Origin of the sequence: Enterobacter ludwigii (genome assembly GCF_001750725.1) — a bacterium.
Classification (GTDB): Bacteria; Pseudomonadota; Gammaproteobacteria; order Enterobacterales; family Enterobacteriaceae; genus Enterobacter; species Enterobacter ludwigii.
Window position 1 is genome coordinate 1,491,109 of record NZ_CP017279.1, and the last position, 20,450, is coordinate 1,511,558.

A 20,450-nucleotide genomic window follows, 5' to 3' on the forward strand; every position below is an offset into this window, starting at 1 on the left:
AGGGAGAATAGTCATGAACGCCATACGCACGATCATCGCTATTGTGTGGCTTACCGGACTGCTGCCAGGGATGGTGCAGGCATCGGATGCCGACCAATTCGTGGCCGCCAGTCGCAGCCAGCAGGCAGAACTGTTGACGCAGTGGGCAACCGCACCGGAGGCGGCACGGTTGCCGCTGCTCCAGGCGCTACAAAGTGAAAGTCTCTATACCGACAGCCAGAAACATGCGTTTGCACAACGCCAGGGGGCAATGGTTTCCCTGGGTGAAACAAAAGCCGCAGCAGGCCAAACCAAAGCCGTGCGTCTGACCAACCGGCTGCGCAATCTGGTGGCGACGGCAATGGCAACCCATCAACTTGTGAGTGACAGTGTCACGGAAAGGCGTGCGGCAGCTCGTCAACTCCAGCGGGATGCGCAGCCTGAAATGCTCGATTTCCTGCAAAAACAGGTGAGCAGCGAAACGGATGATGTGGCCCGTCAGTCGCTGAAGCTGGCGCTGGCGAACCTCCAGCTGGCAAGTCCGAAGGCTGCGGTGCGCCTGAACGCTGTGGCGCTGTTAGGGCAATCAGACGATCCGGACGTTCAGTCCCGGCTGATGCCGTATACGCAGGCAGGATCGGAGCCGGATGCCGGCGTGCGTGCTGCCGCTGCCGAAAGTCTGAAACAGATTGAGCATCGCCTGATGTGGGGCGATCTGCTTGGTCAGGCGTTTATGGGGCTCTCGCTGGGGTCGGTACTGTTGCTCGCCGCGCTGGGGCTGGCAATTACCTACGGCCTGCTGGGGGTGATTAACATGGCTCACGGGGAGATGCTGATGCTGGGCGCGTACGCCACCTGGATGGTTCAGCAGGTGATGGCCGGCTTCGCCCCACAGTGGCTGGCGCTCTACCCGATCGTTGCGCTGCCGGTGGCGTTTATTGTGACCGCCAGCATCGGGATGGTGCTCGAGCGTACCGTTATTCGTCATTTGTATGGCCGACCGCTGGAAACGCTGCTGGCGACATGGGGTATCAGCCTGATGATTATTCAGCTGGTACGCATGACGTTTGGCGCCCAGAACCTGGAGGTGGCAAACCCGGCATGGCTGTCCGGTGGCGTGCAGGTGTTTGCCAATCTGACGCTACCGTGGAACCGCATTGTGGTACTGGGTTTTGTGCTGCTGGTGCTGTTCTTCACGTGGCTCATTCTGAACAAAACCCGTCTTGGACTGAACGTGCGCGCAGTGACCCAAAATCGCAGCATGGCAGCCTGCTGCGGGGTACCGACAGGTCGCGTCGATATGCTGGCCTTTGGGCTTGGCTCGGGGATTGCGGGTCTGGGGGGCGTGGCGTTATCGCAGTTAGGCAACGTTGGGCCAGAACTGGGCCAGGGTTACATCATCGACTCGTTCCTGGTGGTGGTGCTTGGCGGGGTGGGTCAACTGGCAGGTAGCGTGGCCGCGGCGTTTGGGCTGGGGATCTTTAATAAAATTCTCGAACCGCAAATGGGGGCAGTATTGGGCAAAATCCTGATCCTGGTGGCGATTATTCTGTTTATTCAGAAACGTCCGCAGGGGTTATTCGCACTGAAAGGGAGGGTTACTGACTGATGAGCCAGCCGCTTACCTTAACGCTGGCGCGCAAAGCGCCACGCACGACGCAGATAGCCGGTAGCCTGATCGTGGCCTGCCTGCTGATTTTACCGTTTTTCGCCTTACTGCCCGCGACGCATCCGCTGGCGATTTCGACCTGGATGCTCACGCTCACGGGTAAGATCCTCTGCTATGCCATTGTCGCCGTGGCGCTCGATCTGGTCTGGGGCTATGCCGGAATGCTCTCCCTGGGGCACGGTATCTTCTTCGCGCTGGGCGGCTATGCGATGGGCATGTACCTGATGCGCCAGGCGGCGGGTGACGGGCTGCCCGCGTTTATGTCGTTTCTCTCCTGGAGTGAACTGCCGTGGTTCTGGTGGGGGACGCAGCACTTTGTCTGGGCACTGGTATTAATTGTGATGGTGCCGGGGCTGCTGGCGCTGGTGTTTGGCTGGTTTGCCTTTCGCTCAAAAATCAAAGGGGTCTATTTTTCGATCATGACCCAGGCGCTGACGTACGCGGGGATGTTGCTGTTCTTTCGCAATGAAACCGGCTTTGGCGGGAATAACGGTTTTACCGGTTTTACCACGCTGCTTGGGTTTTCCGTTACCGCGACCACCACCCGTATCGCGCTGTTTCTGGCTACCGTGATGCTGTTGCTGATAGCGCTGGGCACAGGCTTCGCGCTGGCGAAAAGTAAGTTCGGTCGCATTCTGACCGCGGTGCGTGACGCCGAAAACCGCCTGACGTTTTGCGGGTACGATCCCCGCGGTTTCAAGCTGCTGGTGTGGACACTTTCAGCCGTACTCTGCGGTCTGGCTGGCGCACTGTATGTGCCGCAGGTGGGCATTATCAACCCGGGTGAAATGTCGCCAACCAACTCAATTGAAGCGGCCATCTGGGTTGCGCTGGGGGGGCGCGGCACGCTGGTCGGCCCGGTGATAGGCGCGGCGCTGGTGAACGGTGCGAAGAGCGTCTTTACCGTTGCCCTGCCGGAATACTGGCAGCTGTTTCTGGGGCTGATTTTCATCGCCGTGACGCTGTTTTTACCGCGCGGTGTCTACGGTCTGTTTCGTAAGGGAGAACACTGATGCAGCCAGCCGAAGGATTATTTACCCGCCAGTTACCCGGGGATCGCTATCGTGACCAGACCGATCCGGTGCTGCAGCTTGAAGCCATCAACGTGAATTTTGATGGTTTTCAGGCGCTGACGGACCTCTCACTGAACATTGGCGTGGGTGAATTGCGCTGCGTGATTGGCCCCAACGGTGCGGGAAAAACGACATTAATGGACGTGATTACCGGCAAAACGCGGCCTAAAAGCGGCAGAGCGCTGTACGATCAATCCATCGACCTGACGGCGCTTGAACCCGCCGAGATTGCCCGCCAGGGCATCGGACGTAAGTTCCAGAAGCCCACGGTCTTTGAAGCGCTCTCGGTGTGGGAAAACCTTGAGATTGCGATGAAAACCGACAAGTCCGTCTGGGCGAGCCTGCGGGCCAGACTCAACGGCGAGCAGCGGGACCGTATTGACGAGATGCTGCTCTTGCTGCGGCTTGGCGGTGAGCGCGATCGCCGCGCCGGGCTGCTTTCGCACGGGCAAAAGCAGTTTCTGGAGATTGGCATGCTGCTGGTGCAGGACCCGCATCTGCTGTTGCTGGATGAACCGGCGGCCGGAATGACCGACGCGGAGACCGACTATACGGCTGAGCTGTTCAGAACCCTTGCGGGCAAACACTCCCTGATGGTGGTCGAGCACGATATGGGCTTTGTCGAAACCATTGCCGATCACGTGACGGTACTGCACCAGGGACGCGTGCTGGCGGAGGGGTCACTTCGCCAGGTGCAGGCGAATGAGCAGGTCATAGAAGTCTATCTGGGACGCTAAGGAGTCGTCATGTTACAGGTGAACGAACTGAATCAGTATTACGGCGGCAGTCATATTCTGCGCGGGGTCAGTTTTGAGGCGGCGACCGGCGAAGTGACCTGCCTGCTGGGGCGCAACGGGGTGGGGAAAACCACGCTGCTCAAGTGTCTGATGGGCCTGATCCCGGTAAAAACAGGAGACATTATCTGGCAGGGAAAAAAAATCACCCACAGCAAGCCGCACCAGCGCGTGCAGTCGGGTGTGGCCTATGTTCCGCAGGGGCGTGAGATTTTTCCACGCTTAACGGTCGAGGAGAATCTGTTGCTCGGGCTGTCACGCTTCCCCGCCCGCGACGCAAAGCGCGTCCCGGAGGATATCTGGCAGTTGTTCCCGGTGCTTAAAGAGATGAAGCATCGTCGTGGAGGCGATCTCTCCGGCGGTCAGCAGCAACAGCTGGCGATTGGTCGCGCCCTGGCGAGCCGGCCACAGCTGTTAATCCTCGATGAACCCACGGAAGGTATTCAGCCGTCGGTAATCAAAGAGATAGGCCTGGTGATCCGCAAGCTGGCGGACAGAGGGGATATGGCAATCCTGCTCGTAGAGCAGTTTTACGATTTCGCCGCTGAACTTGCCGACAGCTATCTGCTGATGTCGCGCGGGACCATCATTCAGCGTGGACGGGGCGATACAATGGAACAAGAGGGCGTTCGCGGACTGGTTGCGATTTGAAATGTTATATTATAACATCCTCATTCTTATAAAACGGAGTGAGGAGTTTGTTTTGGCTGCACATATTGGCAAATTTGCAATGACTCTGGGGGCGCTGCTGGTAAGCGGTCAGCTGTTTGCCCATTCGCATGGTCATCAGATGACGGAAGCGGAACAGAAGGCGGCGAACGGCGTCTTTGAGGATAAAGACGTCAAAGACAGAAAGCTGTCTGACTGGGATGGGACATGGCAATCCGTCTATCCGCTTTTGCTCGATGGCGCGCTGGATCCGGTTTTTAAACAGAAAGCGCAGAAGGATAAAAAATCCTTCGACGAGGTGAAAGCTTACTACCGCACAGGGTATGCGACGGACGTTGAGGCTATCGGCATCGAAAACAACGTGATGGTATTCCACAAAGGTAAGGCTATCGGTCGCTGCCAGTATGATTACAGCGGCTATAAGATCCTGACTTATGCATCAGGTAAGAAAGGGGTTCGCTATCTGTTCGAGTGTAAAGATCCGGACAGCAAGGCGCCGAAGTTTGTCCAGTTCAGCGACCATACCATCGCCCCAAAAGCATCTTCCCATTTCCATATTTTTATGGGCAACACCTCCCACGAGGCGCTGCTAAAAGAGATGGATAACTGGCCGACGTACTACCCGAACGAAATGTACAAACAGCAGGTGGTCGACGAGATGCTGCACCATTAATGGCCTGCCCGATGCCGGGTGGGCGTCATGCCGCCCGGCGTTGAGGACTTAAGCCACTTTCGGCATTTCGCACCACGCCTTCACGCTCATCCCACGCAAAATCATCAGCCAGGCAATCACGATGGCAACCATCATGATCGCAAACAGTGACCAGTGCGGCAGGTTGGTAAGGATAATACCGGTGATCATCGGGTTTGCCGCCGCCCCAAGCTTTCGCACCACGCCTTCACGCTCATCCCACGCAAAATCATCAGCCAGGCAATCACGATGGCAACCATCATGATCGCAAACAGTGACCAGTGCGGCAGGTTGGTAAGGATAATACCGGTGATCATCGGGTTTGCCGCCGCCCCAAGCCAGCCCAGCGCCTGGGCAGAGAAGTAACTCGCTTTCATACCCGGCGGGGCAATATTGTCGATCAGCATATATTCGCCAGGTGCATAGATAATCTCACCCAGCGTAAACACTGCTGCCGCAATGCCCCAGTAGACCAGGTTTTCCCCGGAGAGCATAAAACCGCCCAGACCCAGGACGAAGAAGAGTGTTCCCACCGTCATCAGCGGACGTATATTGGTGGCGGAGATCTTGCGACCGATAACGTATTGCAGGGTGACGACCACCGCAGCATTCACCGGCAGCACCACGGCGACCACGTTTTGCGCAAAGTTGCTGTCGGCATTCGCAGCCAGCACGTACTGCGAAATACAGCTGGCGAATGACCCGCCCACATACGACGCCAGCAGGCCGGAAAGGGTGTACCAGAAGAGGGCGCGGTCTTTAAGCAGTACAGACGGTTGCCACGGCATTTTCTCTTCGGTGGCATCGAGCGCAACGCTTTTTTGCACGAAGAAATGGATAAAACCGAGCGGCAATGCGGCACAAAAAGCGGCCAGCCAGAACGGCAGCTGCAGGCTGTACATCACCAGTAAGGTGCCCACCGGCGGCCCGATCGTCCAGCCAATGTTCAGGAAGCTATAGTTTAGCGAGAAAACGCGCGCTTTTTGGCTCGAGGTCAGCACATCGGCAAACCAGGCCTTCAGCACCGTTGAAAATACCGAATAGGCGCAGTTAATCAGGGAAAAGAAGAGCACCACCAGCGTGACGTTATCCACCAGCGGGATAGCAACAAACCCGGCAATAAAGGCGACGATAGAAATCAGCATGTAGCGCTTTTTATCAAACTTATCGGCGAGGATGCCAAACCCCATACTGAATACCACACCGACGGTAAGCGCAATGGTCAGGGCATAACCAATATTCTCAACGCTCATATTAAATACGCGCGTGAGATAGATGGTCATAAACGGCAGCGTTGCCCCACGACCAATGGTTAATAATAACGACGACGCCAGCAGCGCTGCGGTTGAGCGCCTGAGTGATGGTTTCATATTCCTGCCTGACAATTGCGTTTGTTTTTTTGAGCCGCAGAGATTCTGGCCGCGCTTGCTCGCCGCCATCCTGCAACGTGTATTATTTTAGGTATATATCAGGAGTATCACGACATAAGGGGCTTGTATAGCACCTAATTTATCCGTAATTGCTTCAGTTGACTGCCAGAAATAATGATCTTCTCGTGGCATGTTTTTTTCGTTACCTTGAAGTGTTTACAAAAATTTAATCATTCAGGGGCAGAGTATGACGCGAAAAGACGGGCTGCTGGCGTTGCTGGTGGTCATCGTATGGGGTCTGAATTTTGTGGTCATCAAGCTTGGGTTGCATAACATGCCCCCACTCATGCTGGCCGGTTTGCGTTTTCTGCTGGTGGCCTTCCCGGCGCTCTTCTTTGTCGCGCGCCCGAAAATTCCGTTCAGACTCTTACTGGGATACGGGCTGACCATCAGCTTTGGCCAGTTCGCGTTTCTGTTCTGCGCCATTAAGTTCGGGATGCCCGCCGGTCTGGCTTCTCTGGTGTTACAGGCTCAGGCGTTCTTTACCATCATTCTCGGGGCGTTTGTCTTTGGCGAGCGTCTGCAGGGTAAACAGCTGGCGGGGATCACCCTTGCGGTGTTCGGCGTGCTGGTGCTGATAGAAGCCAGCCTGAACGGGCAGCACGTGGCGTTACTGGGCTTTATGTTAACGCTGGCGGCGGGGCTGAGCTGGGCCTGCGGGAATATCTTCAACAAGCTAATTATGCAGCATGAGGCGCGCCCGAAGGTGATGTCGCTGGTGGTCTGGAGCGCCTTGATCCCCATTGTTCCGTTTATGGTTGCGGCGCTCATTTTTGATGGGCCGGATGTGATGCTGAAAAGCCTGGTGGAAATCGATCTCACCACCATTTTATCGCTGATCTACCTGGCATTTGTGGCCACCATTATTGGTTACGGGATCTGGGGATCGCTGCTGGGTCGCTACGAAACCTGGCGCGTGGCGCCGTTATCCCTGCTGGTTCCGGTGGTAGGGTTGGCCAGCGCCGCGCTGTTGCTCGATGAAAAGCTGAGTGCGCTGCAGCTGCTGGGGGCCGTGCTGATCATGGCCGGGCTGTACATCAACGTGTTTGGTTTGCGCGTGCGTCGGGTAACGCGGGCAAGAGGATAGGCATAAAAAAAGCCCCGCATCCGCGGGGCAAAAACGAATCAGAAGCTGTGCTGATTATAATAAGGCACGCCTAACTCGTCGGATTTGTCACTACCAGCACCCATGTGGTTGAAGTCATAAGGTGACTGGTCATGTGCTGACGGCAAAATCATCGTGTCACGATTATTTTGCTGCGTTGCACGAGGGGTTTGCTCCGCGAAGGTCTGGCTGGAAAACAGCACCAGCAAGGCGAGGGCGGCGGAGGCTGTAACTTTCATGATTTCCTCGGTTACGTCTTTACAGGCGATGATTAACTACAATGTTTTAGTGGATACAGGTATCGGGATTCACCCGGCACGCTGGTAATACGGTATTTGTGAGGCGGCACGTCGAAGTAGTTCTTAAACGTACGCGTCAGGGTTTGCTGTGATTCAAAACCGTAACGTTCCGCCAGATAAAGGATCGGCTCATTGCTTTCTTTCAGCTTCTGGGCAATTTCCGTCAGCTTGCGGCTGCGAATATATTGACCTAATGAATGGCCGGTCTCTTTTTTGAACATCCGTTGCAGGTGCCATTTGGAGTAACCTGAACGCTCTGACACTTTTTCAAGGGAGAGCGGCGATTCCAGGTTATCTTCGATCCAGTCCAAAATGCTATGAATAGTAATAGCGTCAGTATTGCGTCTGGACATCGTCATACCTCTTTTTCTGTTTACGGCAGTATTTTCTTAAGCAAAAGCTCAAGCGTTGCCACTTCATCTGCCGTTAAGTTTTTTGTTAGTTCCTGATGCAGTGTTTGTCCTACTAGTTGATGACATTGCTCGCACATCGCCGCGCCATCGCTGGTGAGTTTCACCAGGACGCCGCGTTTGTCATTCGGGTTAGGGCTTCGTTCTATCCATCCTTTGCAAACGAGACGATCGAGCATGCGGGTTAGCGCACCCAGATCGACAGAGAGCACCTTTTTCAGCTCAACCGGCGTGATACACACTTCGCAGCGAATGGAGCACAGCACTTTGAACTGCGTGGCGGTGATATCCAGCGGTGACAGATAGTCATTGAGCAGGCGATCTTTTTTCTGGTTAACCATATGAATAAGACGACCCAGCGGAATAATGTCGTTAAAGAGATCACTGGTGCTTTTCACAATGGTTGCCCTGGCAAGTAGTTTAGTCACGGCAGATATTATTGCTCAGGCAAGTATAAGTCAACTGAATGGATCAGCGGATGCCACGAATTGCTAAAACGTTTCATGAACTTTTTTTGCATGCTTTCAATTCAAATAGATAACGAAGGGTTATCGTTAATGACCGTAAATAATCGTTACGTTGAGCGAATGGCTGAACGTCACACTTTCACCCTATAATTGCGGTGATAAACATGGATAAGGACAACGACGCACTATGTTGGATTTGATTAAAGCAATTGGTCTGGGGCTGGTGGTATTGCTGCCGTTGGCTAACCCGCTAACGACGGTTGCGCTCTTCCTGGGGCTGGCAGGGAACATGAACAGCGCCGAGCGTAACCATCAGTCGATGATGGCCTCGGTCTATGTGTTTGCCATCATGATGGTGGCTTACTACGCCGGACAGCTGGTGATGAACACCTTCGGAATCTCCATCCCGGGTCTGCGTATTGCTGGCGGACTGATTGTTGCCTTCATCGGGTTCCGTATGCTGTTCCCTGCGCAGAAAGCGCATGAGTCACCTGAGGCCAAAAGCAAATCCGAAGAGCTGGAAACCGAGCCCAGCGCGAATATTGCTTTTGTCCCGCTGGCGATGCCCAGTACGGCGGGGCCAGGAACGATTGCGATGATCATCAGCTCCGCGTCAACGGTGCGGGATGGCGCGACCTTCCCGGACTGGGTCATTACGGTTGCGCCCCCGCTGATTTTTGCACTGATTGGTATCATCGTATGGGCATCCTTGCGCAGTTCAGGCGCGATCATGCGCTGGGTCGGTAAGGGCGGTATTGAGGCGATTTCCCGCCTGATGGGCTTCTTACTGGTGTGTATGGGCGTGCAGTTTATTATCAACGGTGTGCTGGAGATTATTAAGACGTACCATTAATCACCCGCCCGGTAATGCAAAACGGCAACCTCGGTTGCCGTTTTACGTTGACTGCGGTCTACCCGTGATGGGCCTGTTCTTCCAGTGCGACCGGCCATTTACGGAAGATGAGCAGGGACCAGATGAGCGCCACCAGTGCCGGAATGGCACCCAGATAGCCAATCGCAGACATCGACACGTGAAGGCTAATCTGATTTCCCAGCAGCGCGCCCGCGCCAATACCAAGATTGAAAATCCCCGAGAACAGTGACATCGCCACATCCGTTGCGTCCGGGGCGAGGGCCAGCACCTTCACCTGCATACCCAGACCGATAATCATGATCGCCACTCCCCAGAACAGGCTCAGGACGGCCAGATGACCCTCGCTGCCCGCCGCTGGCATGAGTAACACCAGGCACGCCAGCAGTAAACCAATGGCGCTGCTGACCAGCGCCGACGCGTGCTGATTGCCGAGCTTACCAAACAGAATACTGCCAATAATGCCCGCGCCCCCCAGGATCAACAGCAGAACGGTGGCAAAGTTGGCGCTAAAGCCGGCCACGACCTGAACGAACGGCTCAATATAGCTGTAGGCGGTGTAATGTGCCGTGACCACAATGACCGTCAGCAAATAGATACTCAGCAATGCCGGACGACGCATTAACAGCGGCAGGCTTTTCAGCGAGCCGGAGTGTTCGCTTGGCAGCTTCGGCAGCAGTTTAATCAGGCAGACCAGGGTGATCATTGCCCCCATGCCGATAGCGAAGAACGTGGTTCGCCAGCCAAAGTATTGCCCAACGATACGGCCAATCGGCAGGCCCAGTACCATAGCCAGTGCCGTGCCGGTGGCTATCAGGCTCAGCGCCTGCGCGCGTTTTCCCGCAGGTGCCAGGCGGATGGCCAGTGACGCGGTGATCGACCAGAATACGGCATGGGCAAAGGCGATACCGACGCGGCTGATGACCAGCACCGTAAAGTTCCACGCCAGAAACGACAGGACGTGGCTGACGATAAACAGGGCAAACAGCCCGATCAGCAGCTTTCGCCGTTCCATCTGGCTGGTCAGCAGCATAAACGGCAGTGACATCAGTGCCACCACCCAGGCATAGATGGTCAACATAATGCCCACCTGCGCGGTTTCCATCTGGAAACTTTCAGCGATGTCAGACAACAGCCCAACCGGAACAAATTCTGTGGTATTAAAAATAAACGCGGCAATTGCCAGCGTGACCACGCGTAGCCACGCGACTCTGCGGGTAACTGTGTTCGTTGTCATAGCGATGTCGGAGATTCGTTGCTGAAAAGAAGAGGAGACGATCTTAAAACGTCAACCGGCGAAAACTCAACCATTATGTGATGCAGATCTCAAAATTCACCTGGTAAAAGCGGTAGCCGGGGGCATGGTTTTCATTGAATATAAAAGAACATCACAACAAAAACAGGCGGTAAGACAATGCAGGAGATTGATTTTTATCTGGTAGATGCGTTCAGCAATGCCTCTTTTGGTGGAAACCCGGCGGCCGTGTGCCCGTTAGACGCATGGTTGCCTGATGAGACACTGCTCAGAATGGCACAGCAGCATAATCAGTCGGAAACCGCGTTTTTCGTCTGCAGTAAAGCGGGAATTGAGTTACGCTGGTTTACCACCCTTACCGAAGTCAACCTTTGCGGACATGCCACACTGGCAGCCGCGTACGTCCTGTTTAATGAACTCAACTATCCTGACCCGCGTATCCACTTTGATACCGCCTCTGGCCAGCTGACGGTTAGCCGGGAAGGGGACTGGATAACGCTGGACTTTCCGGCATGCCCGACGCAGGAAGAGACGCCCCCGCCGGCGATGCTTGCGGCGCTGGGGATCGGCCATTACGTTGAGGCCCGTAAGGGGCGAGCCTGGGTGGTGGTTCTGGAAAACCGCCAGCAGGTTGAGGCGCTTGCGCCGAATATCTCGGCAATGACGCCTGGCGAACATAAGGTCAGCGTGACGGCGCGGGGAGAGGGGGATTATGATTTTGTGAGCCGCTTTTTCTCACCGGGAGTTGCCGTCTGGGAAGATCCGGTCACCGGATCCGCGCATACAATGCTTATTCCCTACTGGAGTGAAAAACTGGGTAAAACAGCGATGTTTGCCCGCCAGGTGTCGGCTCGTGGCGGTGATATGCGCTGCGAACTGAAAGGTTCACGCGTGCTGATGAGCGGGCAGGCCTCGTTGTATCTGAAAGGCACCGTCTTTCTGCGCTAAATAACCATAACAAAAGAGGAAGAGACAATGCAGGAAATTGATTTCTATCTGGTCGATGCCTTCAGCGACAGGGCGTTTGGCGGCAACGCAGCGGCGGTTTGCCCCCTGGAAGAGTGGCTGCCGGACGAGACGCTGCTCAACATGGCGCAACAGCACAATCAGTCTGAGACGGCCTTTTTCGTACGCACTGACGGCGGATTCGAGCTGCGCTGGTTCACTACCCTTGACGAAATTAACCTGTGTGGACATGCCACACTGGCGGCATCGCATGTCATTTTCGAATACCTTGATTATCCACACACGGAAATCACCTTCACCACCCGTTTCGTCGGCGAGCTGACGGTAAAACGCAGCGGTGACTGGTTGACGCTCAACTTCCCGGCCTGGCCGACGGTGGTCGTCGATAATCCGCCAGCGCTGCTGTTGAGCGCGCTGGGCATTGAGCGGGCAAAAGAGGTGCGTGTCGGGCGCGACTACATGGTGGTGCTGGAGAACCAGCAGCAGGTAGAGGCCCTTACGCCGGATATCTCAGCAATGATTCCGCTGGATAAGATGGTCTGCGTCACGGCACCGGGCGATGAATATGACTTCGTCAGCCGCTTCTTCTGTCCGGGAGAAGGGGTGCCGGAAGATCCGGTCACGGGGTCCACTCACAGCATGTTGATTCCCTACTGGAGCGAAAAGCTGGGCAAAACCGTGCTGAACGCGCGCCAGGTCTCGCGACGGGGCGGGGATTTACGCTGTGAGCTGGCGGGGGAGCGGGTGTTAATCGGCGGTCAGGCCACCCTGTATCTGAAAGGGCATATCTATTTACGCCAGGCGATGTAAGCCAGGAATGGGACACCGTCATTTCATCATCGGGAATGACGGTGGCTTGCGTTAATCAAACGTTCGTTTTTCCCCCTGCCAGCCAGACGTAATCAGAAATTCACGCCACGTTAAGGTGGCAGGGTTTATGGTTCTGCTCCAGGTAAGATCCCGGTCTTTTCCGTAATAGCCGTAGTTCACGGCATATTCCGTCATGCCGGTAATTTCACTGACCAGTGCCGCGTTGTCTGCGAAATCGGGGAAGTGGTGAAGGAGGGCTTCTCGCGTGTAGGCTGAGCAATACCGGGCTTTTATGCCGGTGACCTCCGTGAAGGTTTCCACCATCTCACGCGGCGAAAGACACTCACCGACAACGGGTAACGTCATGCCGTTGTAGTGTTCGGGGTTATCGAACATCTCAAGCACCGCAGGGCCGGTTGCCGTGAGCGGATCGACAAAGGGCGCCCGAACGTCTTCCGGGAGATAGAGGGGAAAGATCAGCTCGTCGCCTTCTTTACGCGGCGGATAATATTCTGCCAGATTGGTGTAAAAGAACGCCAGTTGAATAAACGACGCGCTGACGGGGAGTGTGCGGATGTACTCCTCAATTCGGCCCTTATCGCTGAAATGAGGAGCCCATAGAGTTCCGCCCGTTATTCTCTCGACGTTTTCCAGACTGCTGAAGACAAGGTGCTTTACGCCGGCGTTGACGGCGGCATCTGCAAGCCTGTAACCCAGCGCCGTTTCACCCGTTGGCATCTGCGTCGATACGGGGATGAAACCCGGTGTCATGAGAAACGCTCCGTCTGACTCGGCAAACGCCCCGATCAGATGCGCATCATTGCCCGTCTGAAGGGTGATTTGTCTCAGTTCAGCGCCCCGTTCCGCCAGCTGTTTCGCCGCAGGAGAGTCCGTGTTTTGCGTTAAGGCGCGCACCCGATAGCGCCCACTTTGCAGCAGGGTTGTGGTTACGCTACGTCCTTGTTTACTGGTGGCACCAAAAACTGTTATGAGTGGTTTTTTATCATACGACATTTCATTCTCGCTCTGTGTTGTTGCGGTAGTGCATTATCGGAATGCGGGCGGCGAGCGTGAAATCGATTTATTTCTTACATGATATCCATCCTATGAATACCAAAAAGCCTGACGTAAACCTGCTGCTGACTCTGGAAGCGCTGGTCGCGGAGCAAAATGTCACCAGGGCCGCCAGCCGGCTTTGTCTTAGCCAGCCTGCCGTCAGCGCGCAGCTTAACCGGCTGAGGGGGATGTTTAACGATCCGTTATTGATCCCGGGGCGCAGGGGGATGACGCCAACCCCTAAAGCTCTTGAGCTGATGGCGACGCTTGGCGGGGCGCTGGCAAAAATACGGGATACGCTGCAATCACATGAGGACTTTGATCCGCTGCACGATTCGCTAACGGTCTCTCTGGCCTGTACTGATTACGTGCAGGCCGCGGTCATTATGCCGCTGATTGTGACCCTGCAAGAGATTGCCCCCGGCGTGCGTATTGCTGTCAGGAATTACGATCCGCATCAACTGGCCCATCAACTGAGCTCAGGCGATGTTGATGCTGCCATAGCCACGCCAGACCCTGCGCAGGCGCAGCTCAGAACGCAACATCTTTATGACGAATCGTACGTGCTTATCGGACGCCCTCAGCATCCCGAACTTAACGACCAACTGACAATGGAAGCGTTCGCAAAACTTGAGCATCTTATCGTGTCCCCGTCGGGAGGCGGTTTTACCACGCCGATGGATGTCATGCTGGCGGAGTCAGGGTTGCAACGTAAGGTTGCGGTGTCTGCGGCATCATTTCTGTTTGTTCTCGGCATGGTGCAGATGAGCCATCTGGTAGCACTTGTGCCCCGACGATTGATTATGGGAACCATTAACCCGCTCACCGCGGTGGAACTCCCCTGGCTGAAAGAGACGTTTGACGTCAGTCTTATCTGGCATGAACGCAGCCATAACCACGCCGGACATCGCTGGTTAAGGGATACCCTCGTCAGCCTGAACCGCAATGCTGATATAAGTTAACGGTATGAAGCACGTGTGCAGGGCTGCGCTATGTTGAAATAAAAACAACAAGGAGCCCGCCATGTATTCCATTACCGCTGAATCTGCACATCACCCTGATATTTTGCATCTGATTGCCGCGCTTGACCGCTATCAGAGCGAACTCTATCCCGCTGAAAGTAACCACCTGCTCGATCTGACCGAACTGCCGACAGCCTCGCTGATCCTGATGATTATTCGGGACCGGCAGCTTCATGCCGTCGGGTGTGGTGCCGTGGTGCTCAACGGCGACGGGACCGGTGAAATGAAACGGGTGTATATCGATCCGGCTCATCGCGGGCAACATCTCGGCGAGATGCTGCTGGCGGCGCTGGAAGATGAAGCCCTGAGCCGTCACTGCCACACGCTTCGCCTGGAGACGGGCATCCGGCAACATGCCGCCGTCCGTCTGTATGAGCAGTGCGGCTATGAGCAACGTCCGGCGTTTCCGCCGTATGTTGATGACCCGCTGAGCCTGTTTATGGAGAAGGCACTGGTGGTTGACGTTCGTTTAGCAGCGCTATAAAAGCCTCCAGCGGGCGGGTCATAGCCCCGCGGCGCCAGACCAGCCAGGTGGTGAGCCAGCGCCAGTTTTCTGCCAGCGGCCAGGCTTCCACCTGATGGTGGCCTGGCATACTTTCCAGCATCGAACGAGGCATCAGCGCGATACCGGCGCCCGCGATGACGCAGGCGAGCATGCCGTGATAAGACTCCATCTCATGAATACGCCCGGGCGTGGCTCTGTCGGCGTGAAACCAGCTTTCCAGATGTCGGCGATACGAACAGTTTGCGCGAAAGGCGTAGACGTCACTGCCGCTTACCTGCGTGGCGCGTGCCACTTCTGCATGCCCGGCGGGCGTGACCAGCATCATCTCTTCCCGGTAAACCGGCATGCCTTCCAGTTCCGGATGCGAAAGGGGGCCATCGACAAACGCGGCGCTTAAGGTTCCCTCCAGTACGCCGTCAATCATTGTGCCGGACGGCCCGGTAGAGAGGGCAAACTGGATACGTGGATAACGCTGGTTAAACTGCGCCAGGCTTTCCGGAATACGCACGGCGGCGGTACTCTCCAGCGCACCAAGCGCAAATAATCCCTGCGGTTCATCACCGGCGACGACCATTCGTGCCTCATCGACCAGCGCCAGGATCTGCTTGCTGTAGCGCAGGAAATTATGCCCGGCGGGAGATAAACGTAAACGCTGGTTCTCACGAATAAACAGCTCAACGCCAAGATCGGCCTCCAGCTGGCGGATGCGGGTGGTCAGGTTCGACGGAACGCGATGCACCTTTTGCGCTGCCTGGGTGATGCTGCCGGTGAGCGCCACGGCGTTAAACATTTCAAGCTGAGTTAAGTCCATACCATTCTCGATTCGTGAACAAGGTGGTTAGTATTATTCATTTTTAAGAAATAGCAGAGTGCGCCACAATGAATCAACCGTTATTACGTGGAGACCATCATGACTTATTCCTCTGCTACACATGCCCTCTCTGTTAACCCAGCCACCGGCGAGACGCTCGCGGCGTATCCGTGGGCGAGCACCGACGACGTTGAACGCGCAATTGCGCAGGCTGATGCCGGTTTTCGTCAGTGGAGACGCGTAAGCGTTTCAGACCGGGCGCAGAAGCTGCGCGATCTCGCCAGCGCGCTGCGCGATCGTGCAGACGAGATGGCCCGAATGATCTCCCGTGAGATGGGCAAACCCATTTTGCAGGCGCGTGCTGAAGTGGCAAAATCCGCCAGCCTCTGCGACTGGTATGCGGAACACGGCCCGGCAATGCTGCAGCCTGAACCGACCCTGGTAGAAAACCAGAACGCGGTGATTGAATACCGGCCGCTGGGACCTGTTCTTGCCGTCATGCCGTGGAACTTCCCGCTCTGGCAGGTACTGCGTGGCGCGGTACCCATTCTGCTGGCCGGGAACAGCTATCTGCTCAAGCATGCGCCAAACGTACTCGGCTCGGCTGACCTTATTGCGCAGGTATTTGCTGACGCCGGTTTTCCGCAGGGTGTCTTTGGCTGGGTGAATGCCACGAATGAGGGCGTGAGCCAGGCGATCAACGACCGTCGTATTGCCGCTGTAACCGTAACCGGCAGCGTGCGCGCGGGTGCGGCGATTGGTGCGCAGGCGGGGGCAGCACTCAAGAAATGCGTTCTGGAGCTGGGCGGTTCAGATCCGTTTATTGTGCTCAATGATGCTGATTTGGATCTGGCGGTGAAAGCAGCCGTGGCCGGACGTTATCAGAATACCGGACAGGTTTGCGCCGCCGCTAAGCGCTTTATTGTGGAAGAGGGCATCGCTGATGCTTTCACCCAGCGTTTTGTCGAGGCGACGGCAGCCCTGAAGATGGGGACGCCGGATCGCGAAGAAAACTTTATTGGCCCGATGGCGCGATTTGACCTGCGCGATGAACTGCATCAGCAGGTGCAGGCCACGCTGGCCGAAGGCGCCATGCTGCTGCTTGGCGGGGAGAAAGTCGCCGGTGAAGGGAACTACTATGCACCGACCGTGCTGGGGAATGTCACTGCCAGCATGACGGCATTTCGTCAGGAGCTGTTTGGTCCGGTTGCGGCGGTTAGCGTTGCGAAAGACGCGGAGCACGCGCTGCAGCTGGCTAACGACAGCGACTTTGGTCTGTCCGCAACCGTCTTTACCGCGAACGATACGCTGGCGGAGAAATTCTCCCGTGAGCTGGAGTGCGGTGGGGTGTTCATCAATGGTTTCAGCGCCAGCGATGCGCGCGTGGCCTTTGGCGGCGTGAAGAAGAGCGGTTTTGGTCGTGAGCTTTCCCACTTCGGTCTGCACGAGTTCTGTAACGTGCAGACGGTATGGAAGAACAGAGTCTAGTTCGCTCTCCGATAACGGCCTTCAGCACGAAGGCCGTTGTCATTTTCCTGCAATGGTTCTGTCATTTTCGTTTCGTAGACTCGCACGCGTCTAACGTCTTGTTACTGAAGAAAATTATGAACCTAACGCAAATTTTTCGCCGTATTGCGCAGCGCCTCATCCCTCGTCAGTTTGGCCTGCTGACCGGTATTTTCTGTATTATTGGTCTTTTCTCCGCACTGCAACTCTCCTCTTCATTTTTGCTCAATGCTTCCCTGAAGGACGCTCAGCGCAACGAGCAGCAAAATCTGCTGGCGTACCAGCAACAGAGCAAACTGGATCTGGCCCGCGTGTCTCTGCTGGCAGCAAGCGATCTGCTTAACCGCTCCGGCGTCTGGTTTATGCAGGATAAAGAGACCGGCTCTGAAGGAAGCTGGCACAGCCTGATGGACGAAGCTCAGGCGTCGCTGACGGTTTCTCAGCAGGCCTGGAACGCCTGGCTGGCGCTCAATCCGCCAAAAGATGATGCCCTGATCACCAGCTACCAGCTTTTCTACGGTGCCATCAAGGAGCAGGCGGAAGGGCTCATCAAGACCAACACGATCGACGCCTTTTTTGCCGTACCTGCCCAGGCTTTTCAGACTGACTTCAACGAAAACTATGCCCGCTATCAGCAGGCCAGTGAGAAGCAGGCGATGCAGGGCCGCCAGAGCCTGATGGCGCAACTCTCTGGCCTGCAAACGCTTTTTCTGATAGCGCCGGTTCTGCTACTTGCCATCGCCATTCTGGTGTGGTTCGGCATGTCCCGCTGGGTCATTACGCCGCTGCGTCGGTTGATTGCTCACATTAACCAGCTGGCGGCAGGAGACCTGTCCGGTACACCGCCGGGCGTACTGCGCTTTAACAAGGAGATCGGACAGTTGAGCGACAGTGTTTCCACCCTGCAGCACGGACTGCAGGAACTGGTGACCCAGGTCAGCAATGCCACCCACGCAATGGTCGAAAATATAGGCTCGCTGGCGCAGGGCAACCAGAAGCTGTATCTGCAGTCGGCTCGTCAGGCGAAAGAGCTTGAGGATGTGACGACACACATTGCCGCGCTGGAAAACCACGTGGAAGGGAATACAGGTTATGCAAAACTCGCCAGCTCACGGGCGGACGAGGCGCGCCAGGTAGCCGCGGGTGGCGATCGGATGATGACAACCGTCAATGCCTCCATGCAGGCGATCGTTGACCGATCGTCAGAGATGCGCGGGATCGTGGCGATGATCGACAGCGTGGCGTTTCAGACCAACATTCTGGCACTGAATGCGGCCATCGAGGCCGCCCATGCGGGGAACCACGGGCGCGGGTTCGCCGTTGTCGCCCGGGAAGTGGGGCTGCTGGCCAGAAAGAGCAGCCACTCGACGCAGACTATTCAGGCGCTGATCAATCACTCTTTGCAGGGCATCGAAGACGGTTCCCGGGCCGTTAACCTGCTGGAAGATAATCTGCAGCAGGTGATCGGGCTGGTGGCTAATTTAAGCAGTCTGCTGAATGAGATCTCGGTCGCGACCCTGAGCCAGGGGGAGAGCATTCATCAGATGACGCGGCAGCTTCAGGCGCTGAATCAGGTTTCCCGTCAGACCGACATGCTGGTGTCTGACGCGTCGGATGCCTCTGAACGGCTGCATAAGCAATCCGATCTTTTATTGCAGGCGGTTTCGCGTTTTCGTCTTAGCGCCTGACGCAACATATAAGCCTCTGTTATACTCGCAGCCCGTTTTAGCCTGAGGGCAAGGAGCAAAGTGTGGCTGCGGTCATCCATAATGAGATGTTGGACGAGATTTTGTCGCAGGTTCGTCCGTTAATTGGAAAAGGGAAGGTTGCCGACTATATTCCGGCCCTTGCCTCAGTCAGCGGGAATAAGCTGGGTATTGCCATTTGTACGGTAGACGGGCAGCGTTACCAGGCCGGTGACGCCACCGAGCGTTTTTCAATTCAGTCCATTTCAAAAGTACTCAGTCTGGTTGCGGCCATGCGTCAGTATGAGGAAGACGAAATCTGGCATCGCGTGGGGAAAGATCCGTCCGGGCAGCCTTTCAACTCACTGCTTCAGCTCGAAATTGAACAGGGTAAGCCGCGTAACCCGTTTATCAATGCCGGTGCGCTGGTGGTTTGCGATATGCTGCAAAGCCGTCTCAGCGCCCCTCGCCAGCGCATGCTTGAAATTGTCCGCCAGCTCTCGGGCGTCGCGGATATTGCCTACAATGCGGTGGTGGCGCGCTCGGAGTTTGAACACTCCGCCCGTAACGCGGCTATCGCCTGGCTCATGAAATCGTTTGGTAACTTCCATAACGATGTCGCCACCGTGCTGCAAAACTATTTCCATTACTGCGCGCTCGAAATGAGCTGTGTTGAACTGGCACAGACATTCTTGTTCCTCGCCCATCAGGGGCATGCGCCGCACCTCGCGCAAGATGTTGTCTCGCCCATGCAGGCGCGTCAGGTGAATGCCCTGATGGCGACCAGCGGGATGTATCAGAACGCCGGAGAGTTTGCCTGGCGCGTCGGTCTTCCGGCTAAATCGGGTGTGGGCGGCGGGGTGGTGGCAATCGTGCCTCACGAAATGGCGATTGCCGTCTGGAGCCCGGAGCTGGATGAAACGGGAAATTCACTTGCCGGTGTGGCAGTTCTGGAGAAACTGACCCAACGTCTGGGACGTTCCGTATACTGATGTCGACCCTGGATCCGCTTTTTGCCCGCCTGGCACGATCGCCTTTTCGTTCGCGCTTTCGCTTAGGCACGAAGGAACGGCAGTACTGCTGGGACAAAGGTGCCGAAACCATTGACCAGCACGCCGCCGATTTTATTGCCCGGCGTCTTGCACCGGCCCATCCCACCAATGACGGGAAACAGACGCCCATGCGCGGTCATCCGGTGTTTATCGCTCAGCATGCCACCGCCACCTGTTGTCGTGGCTGTCTGGCAAAGTGGCATAACATTCCGCAGGGTGTTCAGCTCAGCGCGCAGCAACAGCATTATATCGTCAGCGTGATCCACCACTGGCTGGTGCTGCAGATGAACGCCTAAATTTGACGAGTTATGATCCTGTTGTATTT

Annotated in this window: 22 protein-coding genes and 1 pseudogene; 15 read left to right on the top strand and 8 right to left on the bottom strand. The window is 56.0% G+C overall.

Annotation, left to right across the window (positions count from 1 at the left end; translation table 11 throughout):
* The first annotated feature begins 13 nt into the window (after positions 1 to 13).
* Genes urtB through zinT form a run of 5 tightly spaced genes read left to right on the top strand, consistent with a single transcriptional unit; the run spans position 14 to position 4,857 of the window.
* Complete coding sequence (gene urtB, locus BH714_RS07060) at positions 14 to 1,588, top strand: urea ABC transporter permease subunit UrtB (RefSeq protein WP_040017461.1); 1,575 nt, start codon at positions 14 to 16, stop codon at positions 1,586 to 1,588.
* Positions 1,588 to 2,661 carry an urea ABC transporter permease subunit UrtC gene (gene urtC / locus BH714_RS07065; RefSeq protein WP_032678138.1) on the top strand — a complete coding sequence of 358 codons (1,074 nt, stop codon included), beginning with the start codon at positions 1,588 to 1,590 and terminating at the stop codon, positions 2,659 to 2,661. Before urtB ends, urtC begins: the two co-directional genes overlap by 1 nt.
* The gene (urtD, locus tag BH714_RS07070; protein WP_040017462.1) at positions 2,661 to 3,458 is read left to right on the top strand and encodes an urea ABC transporter ATP-binding protein UrtD; all 798 of its coding nucleotides are present in this window, start codon (positions 2,661 to 2,663) and stop codon (positions 3,456 to 3,458) included. Before urtC ends, urtD begins: the two co-directional genes overlap by 1 nt.
* Positions 3,459 to 3,467: 9 nt before the next feature.
* Positions 3,468 to 4,166, top strand: coding sequence for an urea ABC transporter ATP-binding subunit UrtE (urtE, locus tag BH714_RS07075; protein WP_014170038.1), 699 nt, complete (start codon positions 3,468 to 3,470; stop codon positions 4,164 to 4,166).
* A gap of 52 nt (positions 4,167 to 4,218) precedes the next feature.
* Positions 4,219 to 4,857: a metal-binding protein ZinT gene (gene zinT, locus BH714_RS07080; RefSeq protein WP_040019025.1), complete on the top strand. Its 639-nt coding sequence runs from the start codon at positions 4,219 to 4,221 to the stop codon at positions 4,855 to 4,857.
* A 48-nt stretch (positions 4,858 to 4,905) separates the two neighbouring features.
* Here zinT and BH714_RS24025 read toward each other — a convergent pair.
* Positions 4,906 to 5,067, bottom strand: a pseudogene (locus BH714_RS24025) (efflux MFS transporter YdeE); the annotation flags it as partial.
* Entirely contained in the window at positions 5,043 to 6,245 is a 1,203-nt protein-coding gene (gene ydeE, locus BH714_RS07085; protein ID WP_040017463.1) for an efflux MFS transporter YdeE, read from the bottom strand. The pseudogene BH714_RS24025 and the gene ydeE, both read right to left, overlap by 25 nt.
* Positions 6,246 to 6,492: 247 nt before the next feature.
* Here ydeE and eamA point away from each other — a divergent pair, with 247 nt between their 5' ends.
* On the top strand, positions 6,493 to 7,392 hold the full coding sequence (eamA, locus tag BH714_RS07090; protein ID WP_020884160.1) for an O-acetylserine/cysteine exporter: 900 nt from the start codon (positions 6,493 to 6,495) through the stop codon (positions 7,390 to 7,392).
* Between the two features lie 38 nt (positions 7,393 to 7,430).
* Here the strand turns inward: eamA and marB are convergent, their stop codons facing one another.
* From marB to marR, 3 genes are read right to left on the bottom strand one after another with little or no spacing between them, the layout of a single operon-like run.
* Positions 7,431 to 7,649 carry a multiple antibiotic resistance protein MarB gene (marB, locus tag BH714_RS07095; protein ID WP_014170042.1) on the bottom strand — a complete coding sequence of 73 codons (219 nt, stop codon included), beginning with the start codon at positions 7,647 to 7,649 and terminating at the stop codon, positions 7,431 to 7,433.
* A 32-nt stretch (positions 7,650 to 7,681) separates the two neighbouring features.
* Positions 7,682 to 8,062: an MDR efflux pump AcrAB transcriptional activator MarA gene (gene marA / locus BH714_RS07100; protein ID WP_008502237.1), complete on the bottom strand. Its 381-nt coding sequence runs from the start codon at positions 8,060 to 8,062 to the stop codon at positions 7,682 to 7,684.
* 20 nt (positions 8,063 to 8,082) lie between these two features.
* Positions 8,083 to 8,517: a multiple antibiotic resistance transcriptional regulator MarR gene (gene marR / locus BH714_RS07105; protein ID WP_020884159.1), complete on the bottom strand. Its 435-nt coding sequence runs from the start codon at positions 8,515 to 8,517 to the stop codon at positions 8,083 to 8,085.
* Positions 8,518 to 8,773: 256 nt separating this feature from the next.
* On the opposite strand from marR, the gene BH714_RS07110 reads away from it, so the two are divergent.
* On the top strand, positions 8,774 to 9,439 hold the full coding sequence (locus BH714_RS07110) for a MarC family NAAT transporter (protein WP_020884158.1): 666 nt from the start codon (positions 8,774 to 8,776) through the stop codon (positions 9,437 to 9,439).
* A 58-nt stretch (positions 9,440 to 9,497) separates the two neighbouring features.
* Here BH714_RS07110 and BH714_RS07115 read toward each other — a convergent pair whose 3' ends face one another.
* Positions 9,498 to 10,694, bottom strand: a complete 1,197-nt coding sequence (locus BH714_RS07115) for a sugar transporter (RefSeq protein WP_020884157.1) — start codon at positions 10,692 to 10,694, stop codon at positions 9,498 to 9,500.
* A gap of 177 nt (positions 10,695 to 10,871) precedes the next feature.
* Here BH714_RS07115 and BH714_RS07120 point away from each other — a divergent pair, with 177 nt between their 5' ends.
* Together BH714_RS07120 and BH714_RS07125 are read left to right on the top strand one after the other, a co-directional pair.
* Positions 10,872 to 11,660 carry a PhzF family phenazine biosynthesis protein gene (locus BH714_RS07120; RefSeq protein ID WP_040017466.1) on the top strand — a complete coding sequence of 263 codons (789 nt, stop codon included), beginning with the start codon at positions 10,872 to 10,874 and terminating at the stop codon, positions 11,658 to 11,660.
* Positions 11,661 to 11,687: 27 nt separating this feature from the next.
* Positions 11,688 to 12,488: a PhzF family phenazine biosynthesis protein gene (locus BH714_RS07125; RefSeq protein WP_040017471.1), complete on the top strand. Its 801-nt coding sequence runs from the start codon at positions 11,688 to 11,690 to the stop codon at positions 12,486 to 12,488.
* A gap of 51 nt (positions 12,489 to 12,539) precedes the next feature.
* Here BH714_RS07125 and BH714_RS07130 read toward each other — a convergent pair whose 3' ends face one another.
* Positions 12,540 to 13,502, bottom strand: a complete 963-nt coding sequence (locus BH714_RS07130) for an NmrA/HSCARG family protein (protein WP_040017472.1) — start codon at positions 13,500 to 13,502, stop codon at positions 12,540 to 12,542.
* Between the two features lie 92 nt (positions 13,503 to 13,594).
* On the opposite strand from BH714_RS07130, the gene BH714_RS07135 reads away from it, so the two are divergent.
* Both BH714_RS07135 and BH714_RS07140 read left to right on the top strand, forming a co-directional pair.
* A complete protein-coding gene (locus BH714_RS07135; RefSeq protein WP_236918391.1) occupies positions 13,595 to 14,506 on the top strand; it encodes a LysR family transcriptional regulator in 912 nt (303 codons plus the stop codon).
* Between the two features lie 61 nt (positions 14,507 to 14,567).
* Positions 14,568 to 15,050, top strand: a complete 483-nt coding sequence (locus BH714_RS07140) for a GNAT family N-acetyltransferase (RefSeq protein ID WP_014170050.1) — start codon at positions 14,568 to 14,570, stop codon at positions 15,048 to 15,050.
* On the opposite strand, the gene ptrR is transcribed toward BH714_RS07140, so the two are convergent.
* Complete coding sequence (ptrR, locus tag BH714_RS07145; RefSeq protein ID WP_014170051.1) at positions 15,004 to 15,882, bottom strand: putrescine utilization regulator PtrR; 879 nt, start codon at positions 15,880 to 15,882, stop codon at positions 15,004 to 15,006. The two genes, BH714_RS07140 and ptrR, sit on opposite strands and share 47 nt — an antisense overlap.
* A 99-nt stretch (positions 15,883 to 15,981) precedes the next feature.
* On the opposite strand from ptrR, the gene sad reads away from it, so the two are divergent.
* The 4 genes from sad to BH714_RS07165 all read left to right on the top strand — a co-directional run bounded on the left by sad (position 15,982) and on the right by BH714_RS07165 (position 20,421).
* Positions 15,982 to 17,370, top strand: coding sequence for a succinate-semialdehyde dehydrogenase (gene sad, locus BH714_RS07150; RefSeq protein ID WP_040017474.1), 1,389 nt, complete (start codon positions 15,982 to 15,984; stop codon positions 17,368 to 17,370).
* 116 nt (positions 17,371 to 17,486) lie between these two features.
* Complete coding sequence (locus BH714_RS07155) at positions 17,487 to 19,076, top strand: methyl-accepting chemotaxis protein (RefSeq protein WP_040017476.1); 1,590 nt, start codon at positions 17,487 to 17,489, stop codon at positions 19,074 to 19,076.
* 62 nt (positions 19,077 to 19,138) lie between these two features.
* The gene (glsB, locus tag BH714_RS07160; protein ID WP_025204200.1) at positions 19,139 to 20,065 is read left to right on the top strand and encodes a glutaminase B; all 927 of its coding nucleotides are present in this window, start codon (positions 19,139 to 19,141) and stop codon (positions 20,063 to 20,065) included.
* The gene (locus BH714_RS07165) at positions 20,065 to 20,421 is read left to right on the top strand and encodes a DUF4186 domain-containing protein (protein WP_014170055.1); all 357 of its coding nucleotides are present in this window, start codon (positions 20,065 to 20,067) and stop codon (positions 20,419 to 20,421) included. The genes glsB and BH714_RS07165 overlap by 1 nt, the downstream gene beginning before the upstream one ends.
* Positions 20,422 to 20,450: the final 29 nt, after the last annotated feature.

Bases quoted from the DNA above. Each gene is read 5' to 3' on its own strand.
- urtB (WP_040017461.1), top strand. From the start codon at position 14: ATGAACGCCATACGCACGATCATCGCTATTGTGTGGCTTACCGGACTG.
- BH714_RS07155 (WP_040017476.1), top strand. From the start codon at position 17,487: ATGAACCTAACGCAAATTTTTCGCCGTATTGCGCAGCGCCTCATCCCT.
- ptrR (WP_014170051.1), bottom strand. From the start codon at position 15,882: ATGGACTTAACTCAGCTTGAAATGTTTAACGCCGTGGCGCTCACCGGC.
- ydeE (WP_040017463.1), bottom strand. From the start codon at position 6,245: ATGAAACCATCACTCAGGCGCTCAACCGCAGCGCTGCTGGCGTCGTCG.
- BH714_RS07140 (WP_014170050.1), top strand. From the start codon at position 14,568: ATGTATTCCATTACCGCTGAATCTGCACATCACCCTGATATTTTGCAT.
- sad (WP_040017474.1), top strand. From the start codon at position 15,982: ATGACTTATTCCTCTGCTACACATGCCCTCTCTGTTAACCCAGCCACC.
- BH714_RS07110 (WP_020884158.1), top strand. From the start codon at position 8,774: ATGTTGGATTTGATTAAAGCAATTGGTCTGGGGCTGGTGGTATTGCTG.
- urtC (WP_032678138.1), top strand. From the start codon at position 1,588: ATGAGCCAGCCGCTTACCTTAACGCTGGCGCGCAAAGCGCCACGCACG.
- BH714_RS07125 (WP_040017471.1), top strand. From the start codon at position 11,688: ATGCAGGAAATTGATTTCTATCTGGTCGATGCCTTCAGCGACAGGGCG.
- marA (WP_008502237.1), bottom strand. From the start codon at position 8,062: ATGTCCAGACGCAATACTGACGCTATTACTATTCATAGCATTTTGGAC.
- BH714_RS07130 (WP_040017472.1), bottom strand. From the start codon at position 13,502: ATGTCGTATGATAAAAAACCACTCATAACAGTTTTTGGTGCCACCAGT.
- marB (WP_014170042.1), bottom strand. From the start codon at position 7,649: ATGAAAGTTACAGCCTCCGCCGCCCTCGCCTTGCTGGTGCTGTTTTCC.
- BH714_RS07120 (WP_040017466.1), top strand. From the start codon at position 10,872: ATGCAGGAGATTGATTTTTATCTGGTAGATGCGTTCAGCAATGCCTCT.
- urtE (WP_014170038.1), top strand. From the start codon at position 3,468: ATGTTACAGGTGAACGAACTGAATCAGTATTACGGCGGCAGTCATATT.
- BH714_RS07165 (WP_014170055.1), top strand. From the start codon at position 20,065: ATGTCGACCCTGGATCCGCTTTTTGCCCGCCTGGCACGATCGCCTTTT.
- urtD (WP_040017462.1), top strand. From the start codon at position 2,661: ATGCAGCCAGCCGAAGGATTATTTACCCGCCAGTTACCCGGGGATCGC.
- eamA (WP_020884160.1), top strand. From the start codon at position 6,493: ATGACGCGAAAAGACGGGCTGCTGGCGTTGCTGGTGGTCATCGTATGG.
- BH714_RS07115 (WP_020884157.1), bottom strand. From the start codon at position 10,694: ATGACAACGAACACAGTTACCCGCAGAGTCGCGTGGCTACGCGTGGTC.
- BH714_RS07135 (WP_236918391.1), top strand. From the start codon at position 13,595: ATGAATACCAAAAAGCCTGACGTAAACCTGCTGCTGACTCTGGAAGCG.